Genomic DNA, 24,255 nt, shown 5'->3' with positions numbered 1-24,255 from the left:
CCCCCCCCCCGGCGGGGGGGGGGGGGGGGGGGGGGGGCCCGGGCCCCCCCCCGCCACTGGCGCGCGGCCCCAGGATCGCGCGCGCGATACACAGCGTGACGTGTGATCGATGTGATAATCATTCGCGTTTAAGGTAGACTGCGGTCCCTTGATGAAGAGGCGGCAGTGCCCGCCGCATCCGTCACCCATGATGTTTTCCGCACGCTCTTTCGGCTGCCTGGCCGCCCTGATGATGGGGGTCCTGATGGCCACGCCCTACGCCCATGCGCAGCAGCGCAATCCGCAGCAGCTGATGGGCCGCACCGTGCTCGACGAGCCGGCGTCCAGCTATCGCTTCGAACGTTTCGTGATCGACAGCCCTGACCAGCAGCGCCGCTGGCGGGTGAACGTGGCGATCCCGGCGAAGGCCTCCAAGACCCCGTCGCCGGTGCTGTACGCACTGGATGGCAACGCCGTCGCCATGGTGCTGGACCAGCCGCTGCTGGCCGAACTGGCCGCCACCAAGGCGCCGCCGGTGCTGGTGCTGATCGGCTACGACAACGAGCTGCGCATCGACTCGCCGGCCCGCACCCTGGATTACACCGCCTGGATCGACCGCGCCGATGACGAGGGCGGTACCACCCAGGCCGTCGGCGGTGGTGCCGACGTCTTTCTCGACCTGATCGAGCGCCGCATCAAGCCCGAAGTGGAGCGCCGCGCCAACATCGACACCCACCAGCAGTCGCTGTGGGGTCACTCGCTGGGCGGCCTGTTCGTGCTCAATGCGCTGTACACCCGACCTGCCGCGTTCCAGGCCTATCTGTCGGCCAGCCCGTCGCTGTGGTGGAGCCAGGGCGCCGCGCTGGGCGACCCGGAACAGCAGTTCCTGCAGAACGTGCATGGCCAGCCTGCCAAGGTCTGGTTGATGCTGGGCGGTGCCGAGCGTGTTGGCGACCGCGGCAAGCGTGACATGAGCAACCCGCGCGTGGTCGCGCATCTGCGCCGCATTGGGGGTGCCACCCCGGATGCCGCCATGCAGCTGTCCACGCGCCTGGCCAAGGTGCCCGGCCTGAGCGTGCAGTACCGCGAATTCCCCGGCCTCGGCCACGGCCCGATGCTGCCCGCGTCGTTCCACGCGGCCCTGCATGAGCTGTACGGTGTGACTGACCGCAGCGTGGATGACGGCAAGGCGCCGCCGTCCGCCAACGCTGCCGAATGAATCCCCGCACGGCGTGGCCGTGCGACCCCACTACCCAGGCGTGACTGCCGATGTGCAGCGGCCCAGGCAACCGATGAATCCCGCGCCACGAGGCGCGGCCTACGTGTGCAAGGAGCCTTTCATGTCGTTTCGTCCGTCCCTCCGCCTGACCTCCCTGGCCGCCGGCCTGCTGCTGGCAGTCACCGCCACCGCGCAGCCGGTGTTCGACCAGCCCGCCAGCGCCACGTTCAAGGGCACCGTGATCTCGCGCGGCGAGAACGTCGTCCCCGGCAGCACGGCCGAGGTCATCGGCCGCGGCTTCGTGCCGGGCCAGCAGGTCAGCCTGGTGCGCGGTGACAGCGTGCTCAACGCGCAGCCGCTGGTGGTCGACGCCGATGGCAACTTCAAGACCCAGCTGGCGATCCCCGCCGATGCCGTGCCGGGCACGCATCCGGTGGTCGTCCGCGCCAGCCAGCCTTCGGCGGCCACCGTGCTGAAGCTGCGCGTCTCGCCGCAGCTGCCGCTGTCGGGCCAGCAGCAGTTCGCCACCCAGTCCAACAAGCTGGTGCCGGGTCTGTACCAGTCGGCCTACAGCGCTGCCAGCAACGCTGTGTTCGTCACCTCGTCGGTCGGCCGTCCGCCGGTCACCCAGTCGCAGCTGCTGAAGCTGGACCCGAAGACCCTGAAGGTGACCAAGGCGATCACCCCGGCGCAGGTTGCCGGCACCACCAATGGCGCGGTGTACGCGGTCTATGGCGTGGGCGTGGATGACACCAACGGCAATGTCTGGGTGACCAACACCCGCCAGAACTCGATCGCGGTCTATCGCCAGAAGGATCTGTCGCTGGTCCACCAGTTCCCGGTCGACACCGTGCCGCATGCGCGCGACGTCGTGGTGGATGGAACGCACGGCAAGGTGTTTGCCTCGGCCACCGGCGAAGACCACCTGTCGGTATTCGATGCGAAGACGCTGAAGGAACTGCCGTCTATCACCCTGGAGTCGGGCGTCGACGAAGGCAAGTTCACCCCGATGAGCCTGGTGCTGGACGAAAAGGCCGGCAAGCTGTTCACCGTCAGCATCGGCACGCCCGAAGCTGCGGTGATCGACGTCGCCACCGGTGAAGTCGACAAGGTCATCGACCTGGGTAACTCGATCAGCGCCTCGGGCGTGGCCTTCGATGCGCAGCAGAACCGCCTGTACGTGGCCTCGCAGGGCACCGACAACCTGCTGATCGTCGACGTCGCCAGCGGCAAGGTCGTGCACGATGTGCCGGTCGGTGCTGGTGCGCTGAACGTCGCCTTCGATGACAAGAGCGGCCTGGCCTATGTCACCAACCGCGGCGCCGGTACCGTCACCGTCGTTGATCGCGATGGCAAGGTGGTCGGCAACCTCGATGGTGGCACCTTCCCCAACCATGTGCGCGCCGATGGCAAGGGCAGCGTGTTCGCGGTGAACAAGTCGCGCGGCGCCGATGACGCCAAGGGCGACCGCATCACCCGCATCACCCTGCGTCAGCCGTAACCCACGTGCCGGGCGAGGGCAGTGCCTTCGCCCGGCCAGCAAGGAGATTCCGCATGAACATCGCTTCCCGCCTGCGCCTGTGTGCGCTTCCGCTGGCCGTTTCGCTGGCACTGGCCGCCTGTGGCGGCACGTCTGCGCCGCCTGCGGCCAACGACGCCGCTGCGCCTGCCGCAGAAGGCGCCACGGCGGCCACCGAACTGCCGGCCGGTTGGCAGCGCGTGGCGGGCACCGATCTGCCGGCCCTGACCGGCCAGGTGCCGGTGCTGCCGGCCAAGGTGCGTTCTGACGATGGCGCCGACGCCGAAGTGACCGACACCAGCCGCATCATCGCCGGCGGTGACGATGTGATTGCCGTGCTGGAGGCGCTCGGCCTGGGCAAGCAGGTGTTTGCCGCGCCGACCAACACCACCACGCAGGCCGGCCAGGCCGCGCCGCACCAGTTCCTGTTCAACCGCACCACCGGCGTCGAGGGTGTAGTGAGCCTGCATGGCTCGCTGTTCCTCGGCAACAGCCTGCGCCGCCACACCGTGCTGGCTGGCAAGCTGCGCGAGGTGGGCGAATCGGCCGTGGTGATCGATGACCTGCAGCCGGCGCCGGACAAGGTGCGCAAGGTGGCGGCCGCCGTCGGCCTGGCAGATGCCGGGCAGACGCTGGCCACGCAGGTGCAGCGTCAGCTGGATGAGGCGGCGGCACTGGGCAAGGGCCTGGCGCATGCGCCGCGCGTGATCCACGTGTCGGCCACCGGTGGCGGTGGCGCCCCGACCGTGGCCGGCGCAGACAGTGCGTCGGCCGAGATGATCGCCCTGGCGGGCGGCGTCAACATCGGCAGCGAGGCAGGGGTCAAGAACTACTCGCAGCTGAGCAATGAAGGCGTGATCGCCGCAGCACCGGAGGTCATCCTGGTGACCGAGCACGATCTGCAGCAGTTCGGGGGCGCCGACGGCCTGTGGAAGGCCTACCCGACCCTGAAGCAGACGCCGGCTGGCGCGGCCAACCGGGTCTGGGTGATGCCCGATGTGCAGCTGAAGTACACCAGCGTCGGCACCGGCGCGGGCGCTCTGGCCTTGGCCAAGGCTCTGGCGGCGCTGCCGCCGGCATGAGTCCGGCTGATCGGCGCCGCCGTCGCGGGCGGGTGATGCTGTTGGTGGCACTGCTGGCCCTGGTGGGCGCGGTGCTGGCGTCATTCGCGATGGGGCCGCTGCGCCTGCCGCCATTGGACGTTCTGCAGGCCCTGGGGGTGAAGCTGGGCCTGGTCGATCCGCAGGCGGTCAGCCGCCGCGACCTCGCCGTGGTGTGGCAGCTGCGCATTCCGCGCGCCCTGCTGGGGGCCATGGTGGGGGCGGCGTTGGCGATGGCCGGTGCGAGCCTGCAGGGATTGTTCGGCAATCCGCTGGCCGACCCCGGCATCGTCGGCGTCAGCCAGGGCGCGGCGCTGGGCGCCGTGGCGGCGATCGTCCTGGGGGCGGCAGGCGCAGCGGGCTGGCTGGTGCCGGTGGCTGCATTTGGCGGTGGCGCACTGGCCATCGGCCTGACCTACGCATTGGCGCGCCCGGGGAAGGGCAGCGGCAATGCGACCTTGCTGCTGGTGGGCATAGCGATGGCGGCGTTCTGCTCGGCGCTGATCGGCTTCCTCACCTACATCGCCAGCGAGAGCCAGCTTCAGTCGCTGGTGTTCTGGCAGATGGGCTCGTTGGCGCAGGCCAACTGGGCGGACGTCGCTGCCGTGGTGCCGCTGTTCGCCATTGGCGTGTTCGCGTTGCTGCGTTTGGCCACGCCGCTGGACATGCTGGCGCTGGGTGAGCGCCAGGCACAGCACCTGGGCCTGGATGTCGCGCGGACGCGGCGGATGCTGGTGGCCTTCAGTGCATTGCTGGTGGGTGCGGCGGTGGCGTTTGCCGGCTCGATCAGTTTCGTCGGCCTGGTGGTGCCGCACGTGGCGCGGCTGCTGGTCGGCCCGGGCCATCGCTGGCTGCTGCCGGTGTCGGGCGTGCTGGGTGCGCTGTTGATCGTCATTGCCGATACCGCCGCGCGTACGCTGGATCCACCGGCAGAGATCCCGCTGGGCCTGTTCTCGGCCGCGCTGGGCGCGCCGTTCTTCCTGTGGCTGGTGCTGCAGCAGCGCCGCAAGGACACGCCATGAGCGACTTCCTGCAGTTGCGCGATGTGGTGGTGCGCCGCCAGCAACGCGAGATCCTGCATGGCATCAACCTGGCGTTCGCGCCGGGCACGGTGACCGCGCTGGTGGGCCCGAACGGTGCCGGCAAATCGACCCTGCTGGCGGTGGCGGCCGGCGATCTGCGGCCTGACGTTGGCGAAGTGCAGCTGCATGGCGCGCCGCTGCGCAGCTACAAGTCCGGCCCGTTGGCACGCGAACGCGCAGTGATGCCGCAGGAACATGGCGTGCGCTTCGCCTTCAGCGTTGAAGAAGTGGTGGCGATGGGGCGGCTGCCGCATCCGCCGGATCCCGCGGTGGATGATGCGCGGGTGGAAGCTGCCATCGACGCCGCCGAGCTGCAGGCGCTGCGCCTGCGCGAAGTACAACAGTTGTCCGGCGGTGAATCGGCACGCACCACGTTTGCGCGTGTGCTGGCACAGGACACGCCGCTGCTGCTGCTGGATGAGCCGACCGCCGCGCTGGATCTGCGCCACCAGGAGCGTACGCTGCGCAGCGTGCGCGCGTGTGCCGAAGCGGGCGCCTGTGTGATCGTGGTGCTGCATGATCTGAATCTTGCAGCCGGTTATGCCGATCGCATCGTGCTGCTGGAACAAGGCAGGGTTGCGGCCGATGGGACGCCTGCGCAGGTGCTCACCGAGGACAACCTGCGGCGCGTGTACCAGCAGGATGTGGTGGTGCTGCAGCATCCACGACGGGGTGTGCCGCTGGTGGTGGTGACCTGATGCGGTAAAGCGTCGTGTTGCATCGCGACGTATTATTGGCGGTTCGTTTTTCTCAACGGACTGACCCCCATGAAGCATCGTTTCCCCCGCGCGGCACTGCTGGTTTCGTTGGCTGCAACGGCGTGCACCGCGCATGCTGCCTCCACCCGCACGGTGTCGATCGAGAAGGCGGCCGACCAGGCCACGTCGATCGAAACGCGGCATGCAAGCCGCGCAGGCGCCGCGCCTGATCTGTTCACCACGCACTACTTCACCGGTGGCGCGATGATGATGGCCTGGGGTGATCAGCGCGTGCTGCTGCTCTGCAAGAAGTCGGCGTACCTCAAGCTGCCGGGCATGAAGCCTGCGGCCAGCGAGTTGCCGCTGGAGAAGCGCCAGATGGTCGGCTACGAGGCCATGATGGCCGGCTACGGCGGCATCGCTGCCATTGTCGGGCTGGCAGATGGTTCGGTTGAAGTGGCTGACGATGGCAGTGAAGTGCGCCGCCATGCCGAGCGCCCGTGGGCCTACGGCACTGAACGCTACGATGTGATCAGCCAGCGCATGCCGGGTGGCGCGCTGCGCGTACGCGCGTTGAAGACCGCAACGGTGAACACTGCGAAGCCGTCGAAGTCGGGCGCTACCTTCAGCAGCGATGAGGACCAGGCTGCACGTTTGGCTGAGCTGGGTGCGGTGGGCAGCTGGACCGAGATCACGATGTACGACTCGCCCAAGCGTGGCGAGGTCGATCCGCAGTACCCGTTGAAGGACTGGGTGTCGGTGACCGGTGACCATGCCGCGACCGTGGCTGAGGCGCGCCGGATCAACGGCTGCGAGTGAGGCTCGTTGGAGGGGTCAGAGCCCATGGCTTTGCCAAGGGATCCGACCCCGTCCTTGCCCATCAAGCCTCATCGTTCCACCCATGCGTGCAATAGCCACTTGCGCGCGGGAATCACAGGTCTAGAATGCGCCCCATGAACCGGATGCCGCTCCTGAAGTTTTTCACCCTGACCCGCGCAAGCGCGGAACGGGCGTGTCTGCCTGGAGTGCCACGGGGCCGTTGATCCGGCCATCGATGGACCATCCACAGAGCGCCCTTCGGGGCGCTCTTTTTGTTTGAGATTTTGTAGAGTCGACCGTTGGTCGACTGATTGTTCCAGCAGTCGACCAACGGTCGACTCTACCCGGTCGCCTTTTTCAGTACCGCAAGGAGAACGTGCCATGCACCAGATCGCCGAGACCGAACGCTAGCCGCGCGCCCTGTCGCCAACCGGGGTGCGCGGCCCCTGAAGTTGGCTTTGCAGGAACCTATCTCATGAACACCCACGTCCTTTCCCGTCGTCGCAACCTCGGCATCATTGCCCACATCGACGCCGGCAAAACCACGCTGACCGAACGCCTGCTGTGGAAAAGCGGTGAGATCCATCGCGTCGGCGAAGTGCACGACGGCAATGCGACCACCGATTTCTCGGCGATCGAGCGCGAACGCGGCATCACCATCGGCGCGGCCGCCGTGCAGGCGCAGTGGGCGCCGCGCGACTTGCTGCCGCATCGGCTGACCCTGATCGACACCCCCGGCCACATCGACTTCGCCATTGAAGTCGAGCGTTCGCTGCGCGTGCTCGACGGTGCGGTGGCCGTGTTTTCGGCCGTCGACGGCGTGCAGCCGCAGTCGGAAACCGTGTGGCGCCAGGCGCGCCGGCATCGCGTGCCGCTCATTGCCTTCGTCAACAAGATGGACCGCGTCGGCGCATCGTTCGAGCGCGTGCTGGAGCAGCTGCAGGACAAGCTGCAGGCGCGGCCGTGGGCGCTGGGTGTGCCGTTGGGCAGCGAGAGCGACTTCCATGGCTGGGTCGACCTGGTCGATGAGCGCGTGCTGCGCTGGCAGGACGGCGCTGCGGCGTCCATCACCCCCTGGGGCGAGGACGAGCGCGCGCAGTGGCAGGCTCAGCGGCAGGTGCTGATCGAGGCCGTGGCCGACCATGACGACGTGCTGGCCACGGCGTGGCTGGAAGGTGCGACGATCGATGCGGCGATGCTGCGCGCGGCGATCCGCCGGGCCACGCTGGCCGGTGCCGGCGTGCCGGTGCTGGCGGGCGCGGCCTTCAAGGACAAGGGCATCGAAACGCTGCTGGACGCGGTGGTCGATTACCTGCCGTCGCCGCTGGATCGCCCGGCTGTCACTGCCGAAGCGGAACACGGCGAAGTGTCGCTGCCGCCGGACCCGGACGGTCCGCTGGCGGGCCTGCTGTTCAAGATCACCCACCAGCAGCACGGCGCGCTGAGCTTCGTGCGGCTGTACTCGGGCACCTTGAAGGTGGGCGATGCCATTGCCAGTTCGCAGCACCCGCAGGGGCGCCGCGTCAGCCGGCTGGTGCGCGTGCAGGCCGACCAGACCCACGACATCGAGCAGGCCGTGGCCGGTGACATCGTCGCGGTGCTGGGCTGGAAGGATGCCGTCAGCGGTGAAACGCTGAGCGGGCGAGGGCAGCCGTTGCGCCTGGAGAGCATCCAGTCGCAGGCGCCGGTACTAGCCTGGCGGCTGGAGCCGGCACGCGCGGCCGACCTCATGCGCATGGCGCAGGGCCTGGCCAGCCTTGCCCAGGAAGACCCGTCGTTCAAGGTGGAAACCGAGCGCGACAGTGGTGAAACCCTGGTCTGGGGCATGGGCGAGCTGCACCTGGAGGTGATGGTCGAGCGCCTGCGCAGCGAATGGAAGGTCGATGTCGGCGTTGGCGCGCCGCGCGTGGCCTACCAGGAAACGCCGGTGCGCGCGGTGTCCGGCGTGGTTGGCCGGGTCTCCAAGCAGAACGGCGGCCAGGGCCAGTTCGCCCATGTGGTGCTGGACGTGGTGCCGCGCGAGGACGACCAGGTCGTGTTCAACGACCGCATCGTCGGTGGCGTGGTCCCGCGCGGCTTCATCGCCGCGGTGGAAAAGGGTGTGCGTGCGGCGCTGACGTCCGGGCCGCAGGGGCATCCGGTGGTGGGCATCGAGATCAGCCTGGTCGATGGGGAAACCCATGCCAAGGACTCCTCGGAGATGGCCTTCCACCGCGCCGGCGGCGAGGCGATCAAGGCCGCGCTGGCCGCGGGCGGTACGCAGCTGCTGGAGCCGGTGATGGCAGTGACGGTGCATTCGCCGTCGGCCTCGGTGGGTGATGTGGTGGGCGACCTCAACCGTCGCCACGGCCGCATCGCGCGCATCGACGACCAGGAAGGTCGCGCCGAAGTCAGCGGTTTTGCACCGCTGGCCAACCTGGTGGGTTACACCACGTCGCTGCGCTCGCTCAGCCAGGGGCGTGCCAGCAGTGAAGCGCATCTGCACGGTTACGAGCCGGTGCGCGCTGCGTGATGCAAGGCAGGGGGAGCCCGTTCGCGGGCTCCCCTTTTTCTTGTGTGCACATGTTTTGCGGGTGTCATGCGCATCCATGCATGGCATGGATCTACAATGTGCCGGCGGCTTGATGCGCGCCGGCTTGCGCTGCAATGCAACAAAACTGCAGAAAAAGCTGGATTAAAGTGATGCCTCACGATAAATTGCGCACCCCCTGTTGATTTGCCGCCGATCGCACCCGCCATGCGTGATGACAACGACCCCGGAACCCTGGAGCTGACCCTGCCGCGCAAACGCGGTCGGCCGCCCAAGTTCGGGTACGCAATGAGCGATGCGCAGCGAGCTGCGCGCTACCGTGCGCGCAGGGCAGGGCAGGCCAACCACGCCGATGTGCGCTCGTGCAGCGACATGGTGCTTCTGGACAAGATCCGCGCGGCCGTCAGCGCCCGCGACACCGAACTGGCCGGCTTCCTGGTTCACGTGCTGTGGCAACGCTACCCGCTGCAGCTGAAATAAATTCGCGTCGGGGTGGCTCTTGTCATCCGGCTTGTTGATAATGCGGGGTTCAGGTTGTTCCCGCTGGCGCGCCCGGGATGGCAGGCGTGCATGTTCGACATGGCTTTGACGATGACCACCACCAGCGACACCACCACCGAAGCTGCACAGAGCGGCGCACCCCTGTTCTACACCCGTCCGGTGCCGCTGCAGGCCGACGTGCATGCCGATGTGCGCATCCTGCCGGGCAAGCTGGAGTTCGCTGCTGGCAGCAACTCGATCCCGCTGGTGCTCGGCGAATTCTCGCTGGCGCTGCACCATTTCCCGATTCTGTTCGCCGGCCCGACCGCCGTGCCGATGGCCGCCGTCGGCATCACCACCGAAAACCTGTTCATCACCGATGGCCTGTGGGCGGATGAGACCTACATCCCGGCCTACCTGCGTCGCCACCCCTTCATCTTCATCGACACCGGCAAGGACAATGACTTCCTGCTGGGCATCGACGAAGAGAGCCCGCGCATCGCGCGTGGCGGCGAAGAAGGCCAGCCGCTGTTCGTCGATGGCAAGGCCGCCGAAATCGTGCAGCAGGCGCTGGAATTCTGCGGCCAGTTCACCCGCGAGCACGAACAGACCCAGGCCTTCTCCAAGGCACTGCTGGAAAACAACCTGCTGGTCGAGCGCAACGCCACCATCCGCCTGCCCGATGGCCGTGAGTTCAACCTCAATGGCTTCTTCGTGGTGGACGTGGAGAAGTTCGTCGCGCTGCCGGACGCCACCGTGGTTGAATGGCACCGCAGCGGCTGGCTGGCGCTGATCCACCAGCACCTGATGTCGCTGGGTCGCTTCAACGACCTGACCCGTCGCCAGGCTGAGCGCAACGCAGCCTGAGTCAGGGCTCTGGCGCGGCGGGAAGATGGCCGCGCCAGACACGCAACACCCGCAGCAGCCGCTGCGCTTCGGGCCAGTCCGGGGCAGCGGCGTTGCCCACGCTCCACAGTTCACCTGCCACGTCCTGCATGGCGGCGACGCCGCGCATCTGCAGGACGCCCTGCAGGCGGTGGGCATGATGGCGCAGCGCCGGTGCATCCCGCGCGTCCATGGCCTGCTGCAGCAGCGCCATTTCTGCGCGGATGTCCTGATCGTAGTCCGCAAGCAGCTGCGCCGTCAGGTCGGTTGCGGACGGCGACTCCGTGCCGCCCAGGTCCAGTGCCTCCAGCAGTCGTTCGATCTGCAGCGGCTTGACCAGCACATCATCGAAACCCGCACGCTGACAGCGCTGCAGGTGCTCATCACCGCTGTGCGCTGATAGCGCGAGCAGCCATGCCCGATTCGCCTGGTCGCGCTCCTGCGCGCGCAACTGCGTGGCGAGCGCATAGCCATCCATCGCGTCCAGTTCTATGTCGAGCAGGACGACCGACGCGGGTGAGGCGGCCTGCTGGGCAAGCGCCGCGGCGGGGCCATCCGCTTCGCATACGTCCGCGCCGAGCTGCTGCAGTTGTGCGGCTATGACCCGGCGATTGAGTAAATGGTCGTCAACCAGCAGCACTTGCAAGCCGCCGAGTGGCATAGACGTATCCAGCGCTTCCTGCGCAAGCGCGCCCTCATCCAGCACCCGCACCGGCACGCGCAGGATGAAGCGGCTGCCGCGGCCATGGACGCTGTGAGCATCCAGGGTGCCGCCCATGGCCTGCGCCAACTGACGGCAGATCGACAGACCCAGCCCGCTTCCGCCGCGCTCATGGCCGCCGTCTGCCTGCCGATACGGCGCGAACAGCTCGGCCATCTGTGCGGGCGCAATGCCGATGCCACTGTCGACCACCTCGATCTGCAGCCGGGCAGGGTGCAATGCGGCGTCCAGCTCCACGCGCAGATCCACGCCGCCCACGTCGGTGAACTTGAGTGCATTGCCCAGCAGGTTGTCCAGGATCTGGCGCAGGCAGTCGGGATCGACCAGCACCGGCGGCAGGGCTTCGTCCGCATGCAGTTGCAGCCGCAGGCCTCGCTGCTGGGCCTGCGGCGTCGCGGCCTGCACGGCCTGCGCGCATAGCGCAGCCGGCGCGCATGGCCGGGGCCGCGGCCGGAAGCTGCCGTCCGCCAGCCGGGAGAAATCCAGGGCGCGGTTGAGCAGTCTGCGCAGGGTCTGCCCGGCATTGGCGGCGATGGACGCGAGTTCATGCGCACCGGCCGGCAAGGCGCTCTGCTTGAGCAGATCGACCGCCGTCACCATGGCCTGCGCCGCATTGCGTACTTCGTGATTGACCATGCCTGAGGCGTGGTTGCGCTCACGCTGCTGCGCCTGCCGGCGCCCGCGCCGGCGCCGGGATACAGCGAGCGAAACGAACAAGACCAGCAGCGTCATGGAGATGACCGGCAGCACCCAGCGCGGAGTCCGGATGGTGGCATGGTGCCATCGGTCCGCCAGTGTCTGCCGGGCCCAGTGCTGCAGCAGCGCGGCGTGCTCATCGATACTGATCCGTGCCAGCGCATCTTCAATGCGGTCGATCAGCTGCTGGTCGCTGTGGCGTGCCAGCAGGTGCAGTTCGTGCGGGAAGTGGCCGCGCAGGGGCTGCACGCGCAGGCGTTTGTGGAAGTCGCGCCGGAACGCCGGGCGCAGGCTGGCCTCCAGGCCGATGGCTGCATCTGCTGTGCCGGCATCGACCAGCGCCAGTGCCGCATGCATGTTGGGCGCAGCAAGAACCTGCGCCTGCGGATGGCGCGCGGCCAGCCAGGCGGGATAGGGGTCACCTTCCACCGCAGCAAGCTTGAGGCCGCTCAATCCGCTGGCGTCATGGGGCAGGGGGGTGCCCAGCGGGCCGGCCAGTACGGTGTCGCCACCGTGAAACGGGCGGGACTGGATGAGACGAGTGCAGGGCAAAGGAAGGTCAGTGACCGCGCCTTGCACCAGCACCAGGTCGGCCTGCTGCGCGCAGACGGCTGCGATGGCGGCGAGGGTGCTGTCATGCGGCTGCTCGATGAAGGACAGGCCGGAGTGCCGGGCAACCAATTTCGCATAACGATGCGCAATGGTGGGCGGCGCGTCCGGCCGTGCCTGCTCGGGAAATGGTCGCAACATTGGTCCAGTTGCGACACGCACTGGGCGCCGTTGATGCCCGGATGGTTGCGGGCCATCCATGGTGGCGCTGGTCAGCAGGCAGGCCGCCAGTGACGCAACCGCCAGGCGCAGCCACATCGCCGCGATCACAGCGCCTCCAGCTGGGTGCGGAGTGCGTAGATTTCGGCGTCATTGCGCAGGCCCAGCTTGCGCAGCGCGGCGCTCTTCTGGGTGCTGATGGTCTTGATGCTGCGGTGGCGCTGCACTGCAATTTCGGACACCGTCATGCCATCCAGCAGCAGATGCAGCACCTCGCGTTCGTTGCGGCTGAGTGGCTCGCGCGTGGGCGGCAGCTTGCACCCGGGCGGAAGCCGGAACAGCCCCTGGGACACCCGGATTACTGCATCGGAAAGCTCGGTCAGGGGTTCGCATTTGCTGACGTAGCCGCTGATTCCGGCATCCAACAGCACATGGATGCCGGCGTTCGACGACTGCCCGGCAAACGCCAGCAGCGACACCCGCGGCGCGCATTCGCGCAGCTTGAGCACCAGCTCCGGGCCAGTCAGATCGTCCAGGCCCAGGGTGATGTCGATGATCGCCACATCGACCGGGTGGCTCATCAGGTACTTCAGCAGCGGCGCGCTGTGGCCGTGGCTGGCGACGATCCTGAAGCGCGTATCGGTGCCGAGGTGCATGCCGACGCCGCGTCGGACGACATCATGATCGTCGAGCAGTGCCAGCCGAAGGCGACGCGGTGCAGGATATCCATTCATGCGCAGGGAGGTGATCGTCGCCCAGGGGCGTGGCGCTCATTCTGGCGCTGTCATCTGGGTGGTCATCGAATTCGTACGATTTTTGCGACTATTCCTAAACGGGGGTCGGACTGCTGGGTTTTGGGCTTTGAAATCTGAGGGTCAGGGCCTTGGTTGGGCGCTCAGATTTCAAGGGATTTGGGGGCATTAACGTGACGCGTCACGGCCGTTTGGTTGGGTGGCCCATGAGGAGGCCACGCGTGGGTCGCGTTCCTGTGGCGTGTTGCGGTCCTGGTGATGGCGCTGGCTGGTACCGGGGCTGGTACCGGGGCTGGAATGGCGCTGGAGGCTCAGGTCAGCGAGCGCATCAAGGTTGCCGGCGTCATGACGATCGTTCCGGGCGGCCGGACGCCGGGATCCATCGGGCTGGATGATGGCCGGTGCTTTGACCTGGCGCTGCCGGAAGCGGTGTGTGAGCAGAGGTGGCGCTGGCAGAGCAAGCGCGAGGTGGTGAGCGGGCCGTTGAAGTCCTGCCCGTAGGGGTTGGTTGTCGGGTTGATGTGGATCGACATCAAGGACCGGAAGGCTGTGGCTGAGGGGTCGGGAGGCTGACGATCCTGAGGCGCTCCATCTGGATACGAACATAATATACATTATGCGAAATGCAAGATTGAGCTGCCGCAGCATCTGGGGTCTTCACCGTCGACAACGACCTTGGCAGGCCTGGTCTGTATGTCGCCGCTGACGGGCCAACTAAAGCTGTACTTTCGCGCCATGTAAATTTGTACTCTTCAGTGGTGGCTTGGCAACGCCTTGTAGCTTAGTGGTCTACTCAGTGTGCTTTGCCTGCGCCGTACCTGGCGCCACTGACGAGTTCAGCAGATGCGAATCGTCACGGACGTGGCATCTTCTTGGGCGATTGAACCTTCGGCCGAGGTGCCGCTTTCAGTCTAGCTTTCAACAACGCTAACCTGTCTGCCTCTCGGTGCAGCTCGCCTTCCCAAGCCTGCAATTTGCTCAGGAGGCTTCCGATCTTGTCAAAGGCGAATACAAGGACATCCCCCATGCTGCGGTTAGGGTCATCCTTCAGTCCAGAATTAAACGATTGCAAAGCGGAGAGGATCTCGCCGGCAGTTTCGGCAACCAAGCCGGGCGGTGGGTTCTGGGCCGCCTCAGCGCGACTCTTGATAAGGCGAGACATCAGGGTTGGCCCGAATTCCCGGTACCAAGCATCAATATTCTTGGACAGCTCCGGCCCGGATCCGCGCCCACCTAGCGCCTCGCGAACGTTGATGTGGTCTGGGGGCACCCCATTTTCCACAAGCGACGCAATTGCCAAGTAGACTTCTTTGTCAGTGACAGAATTAGCCATGGTCGCACCATGCGTTAGTGCCGGGCTTTTGATTCTCCCCCTTTGTTTCTCATCCGCAAGTGCAGACGGGTATTAAGCTCCGTGAGTGACGATTGCGGTTAGCCACCTCCCAGCGGCCGCGATCTAGCGGCAATGTAGCCATGCTGCCCGCACTTTGCAGCCATAGCGCCCGCAGACTTCGCTCTGCACTACAAAAATTTGATCGTCTCCGATTAGAGGATTCGCAAGGTCCGTCGGACGTGTCATCCTTGCGTTCTGCAACTCTTCTAGTAAGTTGATCATGCCCAAGAAGTTGCCAGAGGAAACACCTGCGTCCGCTGCAGCCCGAGGCGCTCTGTCGGCCGATTGGCTGGATCCAAGCGCGTTCGAGGATCTGCTTCGATTGGGCGGCGGCAACGGTCAGACGCTTTCCGAACTGGCGGAATGTGGCAGAGTTTTGGGCGTCTGGCTTCCAGAATCGGAAGGATTTTTCTATCCCGCATGGCAGCTGACGCTTTCTAACGAACCAGTACCAGTGCTTGCTGAACTGCTCTCGCTTCTCCGTGGTCCATATGGAGTGGCCGAAGGCGAGCGAACCTCAGGCTGGGAAGAGGTTGAGTGGCTGGAGGCCCCGCATGCACTAATGGGTGGTAGCTCGCCGTCCATGATGCTGGCCACCGATCCTGAGCTTGTCCTAAGCGTGGCCAGGCAACACTTTTCGTCTTGGAGCGCTGACGTAAGCTGGTAACGTCCAAGATTCCTGCGCATCGCCGGCTAAGGACTGCACTACTCTACCGCCAGCACATCCTCCTAATCCCCTCCCCCGCCATCAGTTGCTGTCGGTTGCAGGGTCGGCCCTGCTCTGAACACGGCCTCGAAACCCTCTTCTACAAGGTCGACCGTGCGCTCGGTGAGGTTGACCTCAACATCGACCTGCGGGTGATCCGCGATGTATTGGGTCAGAAATTCCATGAACGGGCCGGGGCCGAAATTGACGGGGGCGTTCAGTCGAATTCGTCCTCGCGGTTGGACGACCGCTTCCCCTGCCATAGCGTCGGCGGCATCGGCATCTGCCACGATCGTTCTGGCACGCTCTAAGTAGCGCTCACCAAACTCAGTGAGGCTCTGGCGTCGCGTTGTTCTATTGATCAGGCGTATGCCCAATCGTGTTTCCAGCCCTTGGATGTGCTTGGCAACCATCTGCGATGACAGGCCTAGACGCATGGCCGCTGCCGAAAAGAACCCGACTCGGCGACGGCAATCAGCACCTCCATCTTCAAGAGTCGATCCATGATTAACCGCCTTTTCTACGGTTATAGGTCAATCATAGGGGAGTTCATGATCCTGCCGGGGGTGCTTTGCGGCTCTTGATGCCGCCTTGCTGAGCCAATATGGCAGGGCGCAACTAGGATGCCCAAGGTAGGTCACTGATTGATGCTCTGTGGGGCTCGGCTTGGCGACGGAACGTTGGTGTCAATGCAGCCATGGCGCCCTCACTTTGCAGCCATGATGCCCGCAGTTGCGCTTCATTTCGATGGAATTTGGCGTCCTGAAGAAGACGGCTGAGCAAGACTTTCGGTTAAGCTAACGCCTGTGACATCAGCCGAAGTTCGCGGTCGCGCCGGTTGATCTGCGCGAGATCATTCTTTCTGAGGAATTTCGATGCATTTCCTGGAATCGCTGTCCACCTTCCAACAGATGAGCCTCTTTGCGGCTCTCGCCATATTTTGGGCGATAGCAGCAACCGTTGGTGCACTCTTCGTGGCTTATCGACAGAACAGGCGTTTCAACGAGCGCGCAAGCCGTCACCGCCGTAGTCAGCGCTGTGATAGGTGTGGTCGTTGATGTGCCGCGCTTTGGTCCCTGCGCATGATGCGACACCACGATTTTAGTGGCGGCAATGTAGCCATGTTGCCCGCAGTAGCTGCACTTCCCTCAGCGTTGGTGGTTCATGAATTTCTTTGACTCTATGACACTCTTTCAGCAGATGTCACTGGTTGCAGGCATTGTTCTTGCGATGATCGCGTTTACGACGATGGCTGCGCTGTGGCTTGCATACCGTCATAACAAGAATTTCGATGAACGAGCCAGGCGTCGCCGAGCTAGGCGGGTAAGTCGAGGTGGTGGCGCGTAGAGGGTCTCGCCTGGTACGTGCGGGCTTGAGGGTTGAGGGGTCGCTCGGGCCGTTGTGCGTGCCCAATGGGCGATGCCTCATTTTCAGTACCTTTCTGTGTTCGGCCTTTTTGTGAGGGGCGGCCATCCAGTCGCGCAAAGGGCTGCCTCACATTTTATCCGCCGATAATGCCCGTAGAGGCTGATCGAAGCCTGCGTCCCGCCCTCGTGTGGGCCAGCCCGATCTCTGCAGCGTGCAACTCTGCGACTCACAGGAAATAGACCGCGCAGGGTTCAACCAGGCATGCGATGGGCGCCTGTGGTTAGCCAGAGCGACAGATTGCATTGCGCCTGAGCAGATCCTTACACTGAACCAAAGTCAGGTAGAGGCGATCAGGGATGGAAATCGCATTGGTGCAGGGAGTACGAACGCTGCCGAGCGCCGGTCTAAAGGGGGCGTGCCCGAGTTGTGGTGCGGCGATGGTTGCCAAATGTGGCGAAAAGGTCATTCATCACTGGGCCCATGCTGGGCGGCGCAACTGTGATCCATGGTGGGAGAATGAGACCGAGTGGCATCGGGAGTGGAAAGCCCATTGGTCCGTCGAGTGCCATGAGATCAATCACGTTGCGCCAAATGGCGAGATTCATCGGGCAGACGTCAAGACACCCAGTGGCATCTACGTGGAGGTGCAGCATTCTGCGATGACGGATGCTGAGCGTCAGTCGCGAGAAGATTTTTATCAGAACCTTGTGTGGATCATTGACGGCAGGCATTTCCAGAAAAACTTCACCATCCATCACCTGCTTCCCGATCCTGCACTGCTCTGGGCGCAGGATTGCTTGTGGCTCCCCATCGAGCACAGGACACATCGAGGTACCGCGCAAGGCATGTACCACAAGCTCTCGGAGATTGCAGAGGATCGAAAGCGATCACCCAATAGCAACATGCATCGCGTCTACTTCTTCGCAGATGAGCGCGCGAAGTTTGAAGCCGCTGACGCCGGTTATCGCAACTACTGTTGGATGAGGCCGCATACCACCTGGTTGAATGCAAGCAAGCCTGTTTATATCGACTTCGGCACTGATGTATTGGTTCGCCTAGAGGTATATCCGGTAGGGATGCTGCGTTGCGTTCGTTTGATCAGCAAAAGTAGGTTGATCTACGAACTTGGTACTTTGCCCCATGCATCGGAGGTCTGTGCATAGAGATGGCGGGACACGGTGACGATGGCTGCTGTCGACACTTCTCTCCGGCTCCCTCTCGGCGGATGTGTAACTTTTAGCCGCCAGATGATGCATGTCTAACCATGGCTTCGCCGAGGCGATGCCAGAGCGGCGAAACCACGTGAAACGTGAGCATTGGATCACGCGCTGGGTTCCAGCTCAGCCTCGGTGCTCCACAAGCGGCGGCGGATCCTTGCCTCAATGTTGTCCATCTCCTGCCTCCCCTGCTTTCGGACCCAGGTGATGTCGTCATCAATTCGCTCTGAGCGAGGGATCATCGGTGATTCATGATTGGTCTCATGCTCAATCAGCGCCCCGTGGATGCGCCCTAGTATTGCTAGAAGATCGTCCTTCATGGTTTGGTCAAGAAAGATGGCGTGCCGGCTGATCTTGTTCAACGCAGAATGGCGGGCCCGCTTCGCATGATGCAACTGATGCCAGAAATCGTAGGTGCGGAACTGTGTCGTTTTGTCCGACGTGAGGCGGATCGCGTCCTTCTGCCACTCATCCAGCTCGCACTTCTCAAGGAATGCTTGAAGCTGTTCATGTTGCATCCGATTCAAGTCTGGGTGAAGTTGAAGAGGCGAGACGAACGTTTCGGTCGTCCAGAACGCCTCATGCACCTCGTCCCAGACCATCGGAAGCACTTCAAATTCACGCTGGTGCAGCTTGGTTGCTCGATCGAATGACTTGGTCAGTTCGTTGCGCAGGCGTTCGATTTCTTTGTTCTGCGCATGCGCCAGGTCTTGTAGGCGGCTCTTGAATTTCTCATCGAGCCAGCCTTCGGCCAATTTCTTGAAGATCTGGTAGACAATGAGGCTAAGGCCGCCGCCTGCGGCGAGCGCGCTCAGGATCCATTCGGTGATGGTATTGGGCATCGGCTGCGCTCCCTCGGGCGCGGGCAGGTGTGAGGATGGCGAGCTTAGTGGCTGGGGGGTGCTGCAGTCTGCGCGCCGGCATGGTTGGCGTTGAAGTAGGTCATGGCCTGGCCATGGACGGCGCGAACGGCCCTGTCCAGGGCGTCTGGTTTCAGCGGGGACAGCAACATGGCCACACTCAAGGCCAGCTGCGTAAAGACGGCGATGTTGTCCACGTGGTGCGCCAGTTCGCCCCACTCCACTGTCAGGTCACCCCATGCGTCGTGCTGGGTGTAGATGGCCAGGACCTCTTTTCCGCCATGGACCAAGCCCGACAGGTCGCGTTGGTGGTTACGCACGGTGCTCAGCAGCTTGGAGGTGTCCCACCCAAGGTGCTGGCCCGCCTCCTCGGCAACGGCGGTCAAGTGGATCGGCCGGTGGCCGCGCTTAGGCATGGCACCGGTCCGTCTAAACGCCATCAGTTCGCGCTGGCTGGCCGCCTTGGCAAAGAACGCTGCGCGCAGCACGTACTCCATCTGTGAGCGCTGCATCACCAGTGCTGCCACCCAGTACTGATCCGGTTGCTGCAGCAGCAGCGCATAGATTGCCTCGGCGGTATCCAAGGCGGCCAACAACAACGGCACTGCCGTGGCGGTGCGTTCGTCCACCTTGATATCCAACTCGGTAAGCACTGGGCGGGTGGCGCGCACTAAGGCGAGTGCGTCGCCGGTGCGTGCTCGCAAGTGGTTGAGTGCATCGGTCATTCTGTCACCGTGGCGGTAGCGTTTGGCCGCAAGTGTACTCAACGGCGGCGTGCCCTCGGCGGTCGATCCTGCCCGCTACTCTGGGTGCTTTGCGCTGATTTGGCCGCCCGCCTGCGAGGCGTCCCTGCGTTGGGGTTTGGCTTGGCCTGCAGTGCCCGCTCGACCGACGCGGCCAGCGCACTCAGCGATTCGGCCTGGTTCTGCAGCTGTTCGGCGCGGGCACGCTCGGCTGCAGTGGTCGCGACGGCGTCAGCGCGATCTTCGACCGCCTTGCTGAGCTGGCCTTCGAGCGCCTGCAGCGCGGTGCGGGCTTGGGTTGCCTGTTTGGCCAGGCGATCTTCCAGGGTTCGTGCCTCTTGGCGGGCGCGATCGACTTCCTGATTGAGCCGCTCTTCGGTGGTGCGGAAGTGGAGGGCTGCCTCCTGCCGCTCGGTGTGGTGGGCCTGCTGACGCTCATCTTGATCCTGGCGCAGCTGGGTCAGCTGCATCTCCAGGCGCTCGTTGCGGGCGTAGGCCCCGTCACGCTGGAGTCGCGCTTGTTCCGCCTGCGCGGCGGCGTCGGCCAACTGGCTGCGTAGCAACTCGATGCTGGTCTGTGTAGCGGCAACTTGGGCCAGCGCGACCTGAAGCTGCTGCTGTTCGCGCGCACGGAGCACGTGCTCGGCGTCCAGCCGTGCGCGGTGATCCTCCAGTGCGGCCTGCTCCGCTGCGAGGGCGGCACGGGCATGCTCCCCTGCCCCTTCCAGGGCGGCGGTCCAGCAGCGCTGGGCCAGGGCGATCACGGTCGGCGGGACATCCGGCCGGGCGTCATGGACGTCCAGTTCGGTCAGGCCGCGGGCCATGGGGGGGTCTCCGGTCAGTGAAGCGGCGGGTTTCGGGCCTGTACTACCGATAAGTGATGATTATCGAGGGTACGCTCCTCTTAGCGTAGCGTACATTACATAGTATGAAAGATATTTCTACAATTCCCGCGCTCGCCGCGACGGCCACCTGCCTAGCCCTGCCCGAACAGCTGGCCCGACAGGCTGCCGATGCGGTCCGCGAGCTGCTGGCCGAAGCCGCGGCTGAGAACACCACCCGCAGCTACACCAGCGCCCTGCGCTACTGGGCTGGCTGGCATGCGGCGCGCTACGGCATCGAGTTGGCCTTGCCGGTATCCGAAGCCACCGTGCTGCAGTTCGTCGTCGATCACGTACAGCGCCGCTCGATCGATGGCGAGTTGGCATGGGAACTTCCACCAGCCGTCGACCAGGCCTTGGTGGCCGCTGGCCTCAAGGCCAAGGTCGGCCCGTGGACCTTGGCCACCGTGCGCCACCGCGTTGCCGTGCTGTCCACCGCGCACCGACTCAAGCAAGTGGCCAATCCCTGCGAGCAGCCGGCAATCCGCACCGTACTCAGTCGCGCGGCGCGGGCCGCGGTCAAGCGCGGCGAGCGCCCACGCAAGAAGACTGCAATCACCCTGGCCGAGCTGGAGGCCATGTTGGCCACCTGCGACGACAGCCTGGAAGGAATTCGGGATCGCGCCCTACTCTGCTTCGGTTTTGCCAGTGGCGGGCGCCGGCGCAGCGAGATCGCCGCCGCCGATCTTCGCGACCTGCGTCGGATTGGCGAGGCGGGCTATATCTACCGGCTGGAGCACAGCAAGACGCAGCAAGCCGGCGTCACGGCCACGTCGACACCGGATAAGCCGGTGCTTGATCGGGCCGCCCTCGCCCTTCAAGACTGGCTGGAGGTCTCAGGTCTCACCGAGGGGGCGATCTTCCGGCGGCTGTGGAAACAGCGGGTGGGCCCTGCCCTTTCCCCGGCCGCGGTCGGCGAGATCGTGCAGCGGCGGGCCCGCCTGGCCGGGTTGGAGGGGGATTTTGGCGGGCACAGCCTGCGGTCCGGGTTCGTGACCGAGGCCAGCCGCCAAGGCGTAGCCCTACCGGCGATCATGCAACTGACTGAGCACCGGTCGGTGTCTAGTGTCGTGGGGTACTTTCAAACCGGTGGTGCGTCGGCGAATCCTGCAGCTCGATTACTCGAAGACTAAAGACATTGCATACGGTCCGTTTATGCAGTAGGTGGTTGGAGTCGAGTCAACCACCTGTTTGTCCTGAGAACTAATGCACTTAAAGAAATCTTCGGCTCAGAAAACTATACCGAAGACGATCCCTAACTAGGCGCGCGACGTAGCCCGGGCTCGAGCGTTTCGGCAAGCCCTCCCGCTTCAGCGTCAACGAGGCTCCTTTATGTTGCGCTGCTCGAACGGCACCTGCGCCGCAGGAGCAGCGCCAAGTCAACCCAGCATCAAATCTTCCCCAGCCGATCCAAGAGCCTTCGCATCCACGAAGGATGGGGCGCCTTAGTTGAAGGCGAAGACGGAGCTAGCGTCTGGCCTTGAGTGTGATCCGCGCTACCGGCGCCAGTCTTCTGGTAGTAGGCGGATTTCGCAGTCCGATCACGCCGCCTCTCAGCATCGATGCGTTCTTGGTTCCAGTTTCCACACTCGATGACCCGATTTCGGGAGATCACGTAGTGGGAGCGGCACGGCAGATTCCAGTTCCCCACCGAAGGCTTCAATGAAATCGCCTCGCCATCGAAGCTCAGGTTCCAATCCGTTGGCGTCAAGGGCGTCACAACCTCCCGCCCGCAGCCGCAGCAGCAGCTGTGGACGACAGTGCCGTATTCCATTGAGACATATAGCGCGCCAGCCTCTAGGACCTGAGGAATGGCCACGACGAATCGCGGCTCGAGGACATGATGGCGGATCATACTGTCACCCTGTTGTCGAGCTGGTTGCCATCCGTCGTGTAGGTAGAGTGCACTTCTGATTCGAAGTCTCGATAAAAGTCCACGAGCTTCTTCCACTTGATGACTGCCAATGCAGCATTGAGCATATTAAGGTCGGCCACTTGGATGTTGGTTGCGTAAACGTCGTCGGCGCCTCCCCCAGAGAAAGAAACGCACGAGCGCAGCGTTGCGCGGTCTTTGGGCGTGCTTGTCGATACACGCAGAATTCCGCCCAGCGAGTCGCCATCGAGGGTCAGTCCCATCCCGACGTCGATAAACGAAACCCCCATCGCCTCTAGCTTCTCGACGGCCACGCGCTTCGCTTCACCTGCATCCATGCACAGAAATGCGAAGGACACGCCATCGAGTAGATGGTCCGTGTCAGCCGAGAGTGCGACCGCATGCGGAACAATGCCCCGATGCATCTTCGAGTAGATGCCTGCGTAGTAGTCCACCTTCTTAGGTGCTTCGCGCAACCTGTTAATCGAGGGGGCACCAGGCGCTCGAAAAGCGTTGTGCTGCAAAAAATCGTCTGCGTCGATGATGCGGATCTCATCGACAGGCGTCTTTGCCACTTGGTCCAGCACATACGCACCGGTGCCGCCCACGCCTACGATTGCAATGCGCTGGCCCTTGAAACGTGCCGTCAGATGCCCAATCCCGACCCGGTCAGAAGCGGTCTCGACGTAGTTGAAGACGCTTTCCTCCTCTGGATCCGGCTCCCGATACACGCGTGGCGTCGCGGTCGGGTCTAGCACCGCGGCAGGTCCCGCGAGGATCGAGGCGTAGGTCGACATCTTTTCGAAGTAGTTCGAGTAGCCCTGCGGCCCAGGTTTGGATGAAAAGAGATGTCGCGAGCGCAGACCATACCCGAGATCGGCATCTGCAGAGCCCGCACTGATCGCCGAGATCGGCACGCCCAGCGCGTCGCATGGAAATTCCCCATCGAAATGGACGGTGTGCGGCTCAGGTTTCTGCGTGCGATCACCCGATAGGCATAGGTCCGAGATGATCGTGCCACGCTTGACCTTGCGAGCTGCATCAACGTACGGAACTTCCTGCATGACCAGTAAGCCCCCCACGCGACGAACCGAATAGCCCGCCTCACGCAGCTGCCGCAGATCGTCGTTAAGACTGAACAGTGCAGGTGACATTGGCGCGCGTCCCGTTTTTGACGTCGATGAAGCCGCCCTGCCCGAGCTCGCCACTGTGCGGTGTCGAAGCCGCGCGGCTGTAGGTGATCGAGTAGACGGTGTTGGGTGCCGCAGCTGTGCCCGGATAAGCCAGCGCAACGAGATCGTTGAAGGTCTGCCGCTTGCGCGAGACCTCGATCTCGCGTCCGTTCACGATGATCTGGTAGGTGCGCGGAAGGCGCGGAGCGGTGATAAAGCGCTCAACGCCCGGCGCAGCCAGATCGACCAGCTCCGTGCGCTCGATTTCCCGATCGGTCCCGCCGGCCACGACCAAGAAGACGGCCTCCTCTTCAGACGGCGAGGCCAATCCGTAGAGCACTGCGCCCGAAATGACCGGCTTGCCCCATTGCAGCTGGCTGCCGTTGACCATCAGCTTGAACTCGCGATCGGTCTGGAAGGCAACGAAGCGCTCGGCCCCCTGTCCGCGCAGATCAAAGGTTTCGTCCAGCCGCACATCTTCGAAGTCGCCCCCATCCAAGATGGCGAACAACGAGTAGTCGCGCTGCGCGTTGAGCCCGGCTGCCGTCAGGATCTGCCGCCCCAGCGGAATGGGGTCGGACACTTCGATCACTCGGAAATTCAGGTCGTCCTGGGCGAAACGGATCCGATATGCACGCGCGGGGCGAAGTGCGCGCCCGTCCCGGATGGCCTCGCCGACGTCGTCGCAGTCAATGAGATCAGGTTGTTTCATAGTTGCGCTGCCTCTAGGTTGCGGCGGGACGATCTGTCCCTGCCTACCTAGGCATCGCTCGACGAGCGCCTGACCGGTAACT

23 protein-coding genes are annotated in these 24,255 nt (G+C 64.4%); 13 read left to right on the top strand and 10 right to left on the bottom strand.

Annotated features, from left to right (window positions below; all coding sequences use genetic code 11):
• The first annotated feature begins 190 nt into the window (after positions 1-190).
• The 9 genes from IAE56_RS06895 to IAE56_RS06855 all read left to right on the top strand — a co-directional run bounded on the left by IAE56_RS06895 (position 191) and on the right by IAE56_RS06855 (position 10,293).
• Positions 191-1,198 (top strand): alpha/beta hydrolase-fold protein, encoded by a 1,008-nt coding sequence (locus IAE56_RS06895; protein WP_325167174.1) that lies wholly within the window; start codon positions 191-193, stop codon positions 1,196-1,198.
• A 121-nt stretch (positions 1,199-1,319) separates the two neighbouring features.
• On the top strand, positions 1,320-2,699 hold the full coding sequence (locus tag IAE56_RS06890) for a YncE family protein (protein WP_200751980.1): 1,380 nt from the start codon (positions 1,320-1,322) through the stop codon (positions 2,697-2,699).
• A 53-nt stretch (positions 2,700-2,752) separates the two neighbouring features.
• Positions 2,753-3,799: an ABC transporter substrate-binding protein gene (locus tag IAE56_RS06885; protein WP_108768844.1), complete on the top strand. Its 1,047-nt coding sequence runs from the start codon at positions 2,753-2,755 to the stop codon at positions 3,797-3,799.
• The gene (locus IAE56_RS06880; protein ID WP_108768845.1) at positions 3,796-4,839 is read left to right on the top strand and encodes an iron ABC transporter permease; all 1,044 of its coding nucleotides are present in this window, start codon (positions 3,796-3,798) and stop codon (positions 4,837-4,839) included. Before IAE56_RS06885 ends, IAE56_RS06880 begins: the two co-directional genes overlap by 4 nt.
• Complete coding sequence (locus IAE56_RS06875) at positions 4,836-5,597, top strand: heme ABC transporter ATP-binding protein (protein WP_200751979.1); 762 nt, start codon at positions 4,836-4,838, stop codon at positions 5,595-5,597. The genes IAE56_RS06880 and IAE56_RS06875 overlap by 4 nt, the downstream gene beginning before the upstream one ends.
• A 69-nt stretch (positions 5,598-5,666) precedes the next feature.
• On the top strand, positions 5,667-6,416 hold the full coding sequence (locus tag IAE56_RS06870; RefSeq protein WP_200751978.1) for a hypothetical protein: 750 nt from the start codon (positions 5,667-5,669) through the stop codon (positions 6,414-6,416).
• Between the two features lie 475 nt (positions 6,417-6,891).
• The gene (fusA, locus tag IAE56_RS06865) at positions 6,892-8,928 is read left to right on the top strand and encodes an elongation factor G (protein ID WP_200751977.1); all 2,037 of its coding nucleotides are present in this window, start codon (positions 6,892-6,894) and stop codon (positions 8,926-8,928) included.
• Positions 8,929-9,153: 225 nt separating this feature from the next.
• Positions 9,154-9,426, top strand: a complete 273-nt coding sequence (locus IAE56_RS06860; protein WP_079221882.1) for a hypothetical protein — start codon at positions 9,154-9,156, stop codon at positions 9,424-9,426.
• A 111-nt stretch (positions 9,427-9,537) separates the two neighbouring features.
• Positions 9,538-10,293, top strand: a complete 756-nt coding sequence (locus IAE56_RS06855; RefSeq protein ID WP_200751976.1) for a SapC family protein — start codon at positions 9,538-9,540, stop codon at positions 10,291-10,293.
• Position 10,294: 1 nt separating this feature from the next.
• On the opposite strand, the gene IAE56_RS06850 is transcribed toward IAE56_RS06855, so the two are convergent.
• Both IAE56_RS06850 and IAE56_RS06845 read right to left on the bottom strand, forming a co-directional pair.
• Entirely contained in the window at positions 10,295-12,607 is a 2,313-nt protein-coding gene (locus tag IAE56_RS06850; protein WP_325167172.1) for an ATP-binding protein, read from the bottom strand.
• Positions 12,604-13,230, bottom strand: a complete 627-nt coding sequence (locus IAE56_RS06845; RefSeq protein ID WP_200751975.1) for a response regulator transcription factor — start codon at positions 13,228-13,230, stop codon at positions 12,604-12,606. The genes IAE56_RS06850 and IAE56_RS06845 overlap by 4 nt, the downstream gene beginning before the upstream one ends.
• 315 nt (positions 13,231-13,545) lie before the next feature.
• On the opposite strand from IAE56_RS06845, the gene IAE56_RS06840 reads away from it, so the two are divergent.
• Positions 13,546-13,749, top strand: a complete 204-nt coding sequence (locus tag IAE56_RS06840; protein ID WP_200751974.1) for a hypothetical protein — start codon at positions 13,546-13,548, stop codon at positions 13,747-13,749.
• Between the two features lie 352 nt (positions 13,750-14,101).
• Here IAE56_RS06840 and IAE56_RS06835 read toward each other — a convergent pair whose 3' ends face one another.
• Positions 14,102-14,581, bottom strand: coding sequence for a hypothetical protein (locus IAE56_RS06835; RefSeq protein WP_200751973.1), 480 nt, complete (start codon positions 14,579-14,581; stop codon positions 14,102-14,104).
• A gap of 280 nt (positions 14,582-14,861) precedes the next feature.
• On the opposite strand from IAE56_RS06835, the gene IAE56_RS06830 reads away from it, so the two are divergent.
• Positions 14,862-15,308, top strand: a complete 447-nt coding sequence (locus IAE56_RS06830) for a hypothetical protein (RefSeq protein ID WP_200751972.1) — start codon at positions 14,862-14,864, stop codon at positions 15,306-15,308.
• 62 nt (positions 15,309-15,370) lie between these two features.
• Here the strand turns inward: IAE56_RS06830 and IAE56_RS21290 are convergent, their stop codons facing one another.
• Entirely contained in the window at positions 15,371-15,877 is a 507-nt protein-coding gene (locus IAE56_RS21290) for a LysR family transcriptional regulator (protein ID WP_325167173.1), read from the bottom strand.
• A gap of 1,194 nt (positions 15,878-17,071) precedes the next feature.
• Between IAE56_RS21290 and IAE56_RS06820 the strand changes: the two genes are divergently transcribed.
• Positions 17,072-17,878 carry a competence protein CoiA family protein gene (locus tag IAE56_RS06820; RefSeq protein WP_200751971.1) on the top strand — a complete coding sequence of 269 codons (807 nt, stop codon included), beginning with the start codon at positions 17,072-17,074 and terminating at the stop codon, positions 17,876-17,878.
• Between the two features lie 158 nt (positions 17,879-18,036).
• On the opposite strand, the gene IAE56_RS06815 is transcribed toward IAE56_RS06820, so the two are convergent.
• From IAE56_RS06815 to IAE56_RS06805, 3 genes are read right to left on the bottom strand one after another with little or no spacing between them, the layout of a single operon-like run.
• Complete coding sequence (locus IAE56_RS06815) at positions 18,037-18,774, bottom strand: hypothetical protein (RefSeq protein ID WP_200751970.1); 738 nt, start codon at positions 18,772-18,774, stop codon at positions 18,037-18,039.
• 44 nt (positions 18,775-18,818) lie between these two features.
• On the bottom strand, positions 18,819-19,517 hold the full coding sequence (locus IAE56_RS06810; protein WP_200751969.1) for a hypothetical protein: 699 nt from the start codon (positions 19,515-19,517) through the stop codon (positions 18,819-18,821).
• 38 nt (positions 19,518-19,555) lie between these two features.
• A complete protein-coding gene (locus IAE56_RS06805; protein ID WP_200751968.1) occupies positions 19,556-20,359 on the bottom strand; it encodes a hypothetical protein in 804 nt (267 codons plus the stop codon).
• A gap of 104 nt (positions 20,360-20,463) precedes the next feature.
• Here IAE56_RS06805 and IAE56_RS06800 point away from each other — a divergent pair, with 104 nt between their 5' ends.
• Positions 20,464-21,549, top strand: a complete 1,086-nt coding sequence (locus IAE56_RS06800; protein ID WP_200751967.1) for a site-specific integrase — start codon at positions 20,464-20,466, stop codon at positions 21,547-21,549.
• A 257-nt stretch (positions 21,550-21,806) separates the two neighbouring features.
• On the opposite strand, the gene IAE56_RS21310 is transcribed toward IAE56_RS06800, so the two are convergent.
• The 3 genes from IAE56_RS21310 to IAE56_RS06790 all read right to left on the bottom strand — a co-directional run bounded on the left by IAE56_RS21310 (position 21,807) and on the right by IAE56_RS06790 (position 24,173).
• Positions 21,807-22,190 (bottom strand): DUF6527 family protein, encoded by a 384-nt coding sequence (locus IAE56_RS21310; RefSeq protein WP_343237610.1) that lies wholly within the window; start codon positions 22,188-22,190, stop codon positions 21,807-21,809.
• Between the two features lie 77 nt (positions 22,191-22,267).
• Complete coding sequence (locus IAE56_RS06795) at positions 22,268-23,443, bottom strand: ThiF family adenylyltransferase (RefSeq protein ID WP_200751966.1); 1,176 nt, start codon at positions 23,441-23,443, stop codon at positions 22,268-22,270.
• A complete protein-coding gene (locus IAE56_RS06790; protein WP_200751965.1) occupies positions 23,418-24,173 on the bottom strand; it encodes a multiubiquitin domain-containing protein in 756 nt (251 codons plus the stop codon). Before IAE56_RS06790 ends, IAE56_RS06795 begins: the two co-directional genes overlap by 26 nt.
• Positions 24,174-24,255: the final 82 nt, after the last annotated feature.

The sequence above is a fragment of the Stenotrophomonas sp. S41 genome (assembly GCF_016624625.1).
Lineage (GTDB): Bacteria > Pseudomonadota > Gammaproteobacteria > Xanthomonadales > Xanthomonadaceae > Stenotrophomonas.
This window is presented reverse-complemented; position numbering and strand designations above follow the sequence as displayed.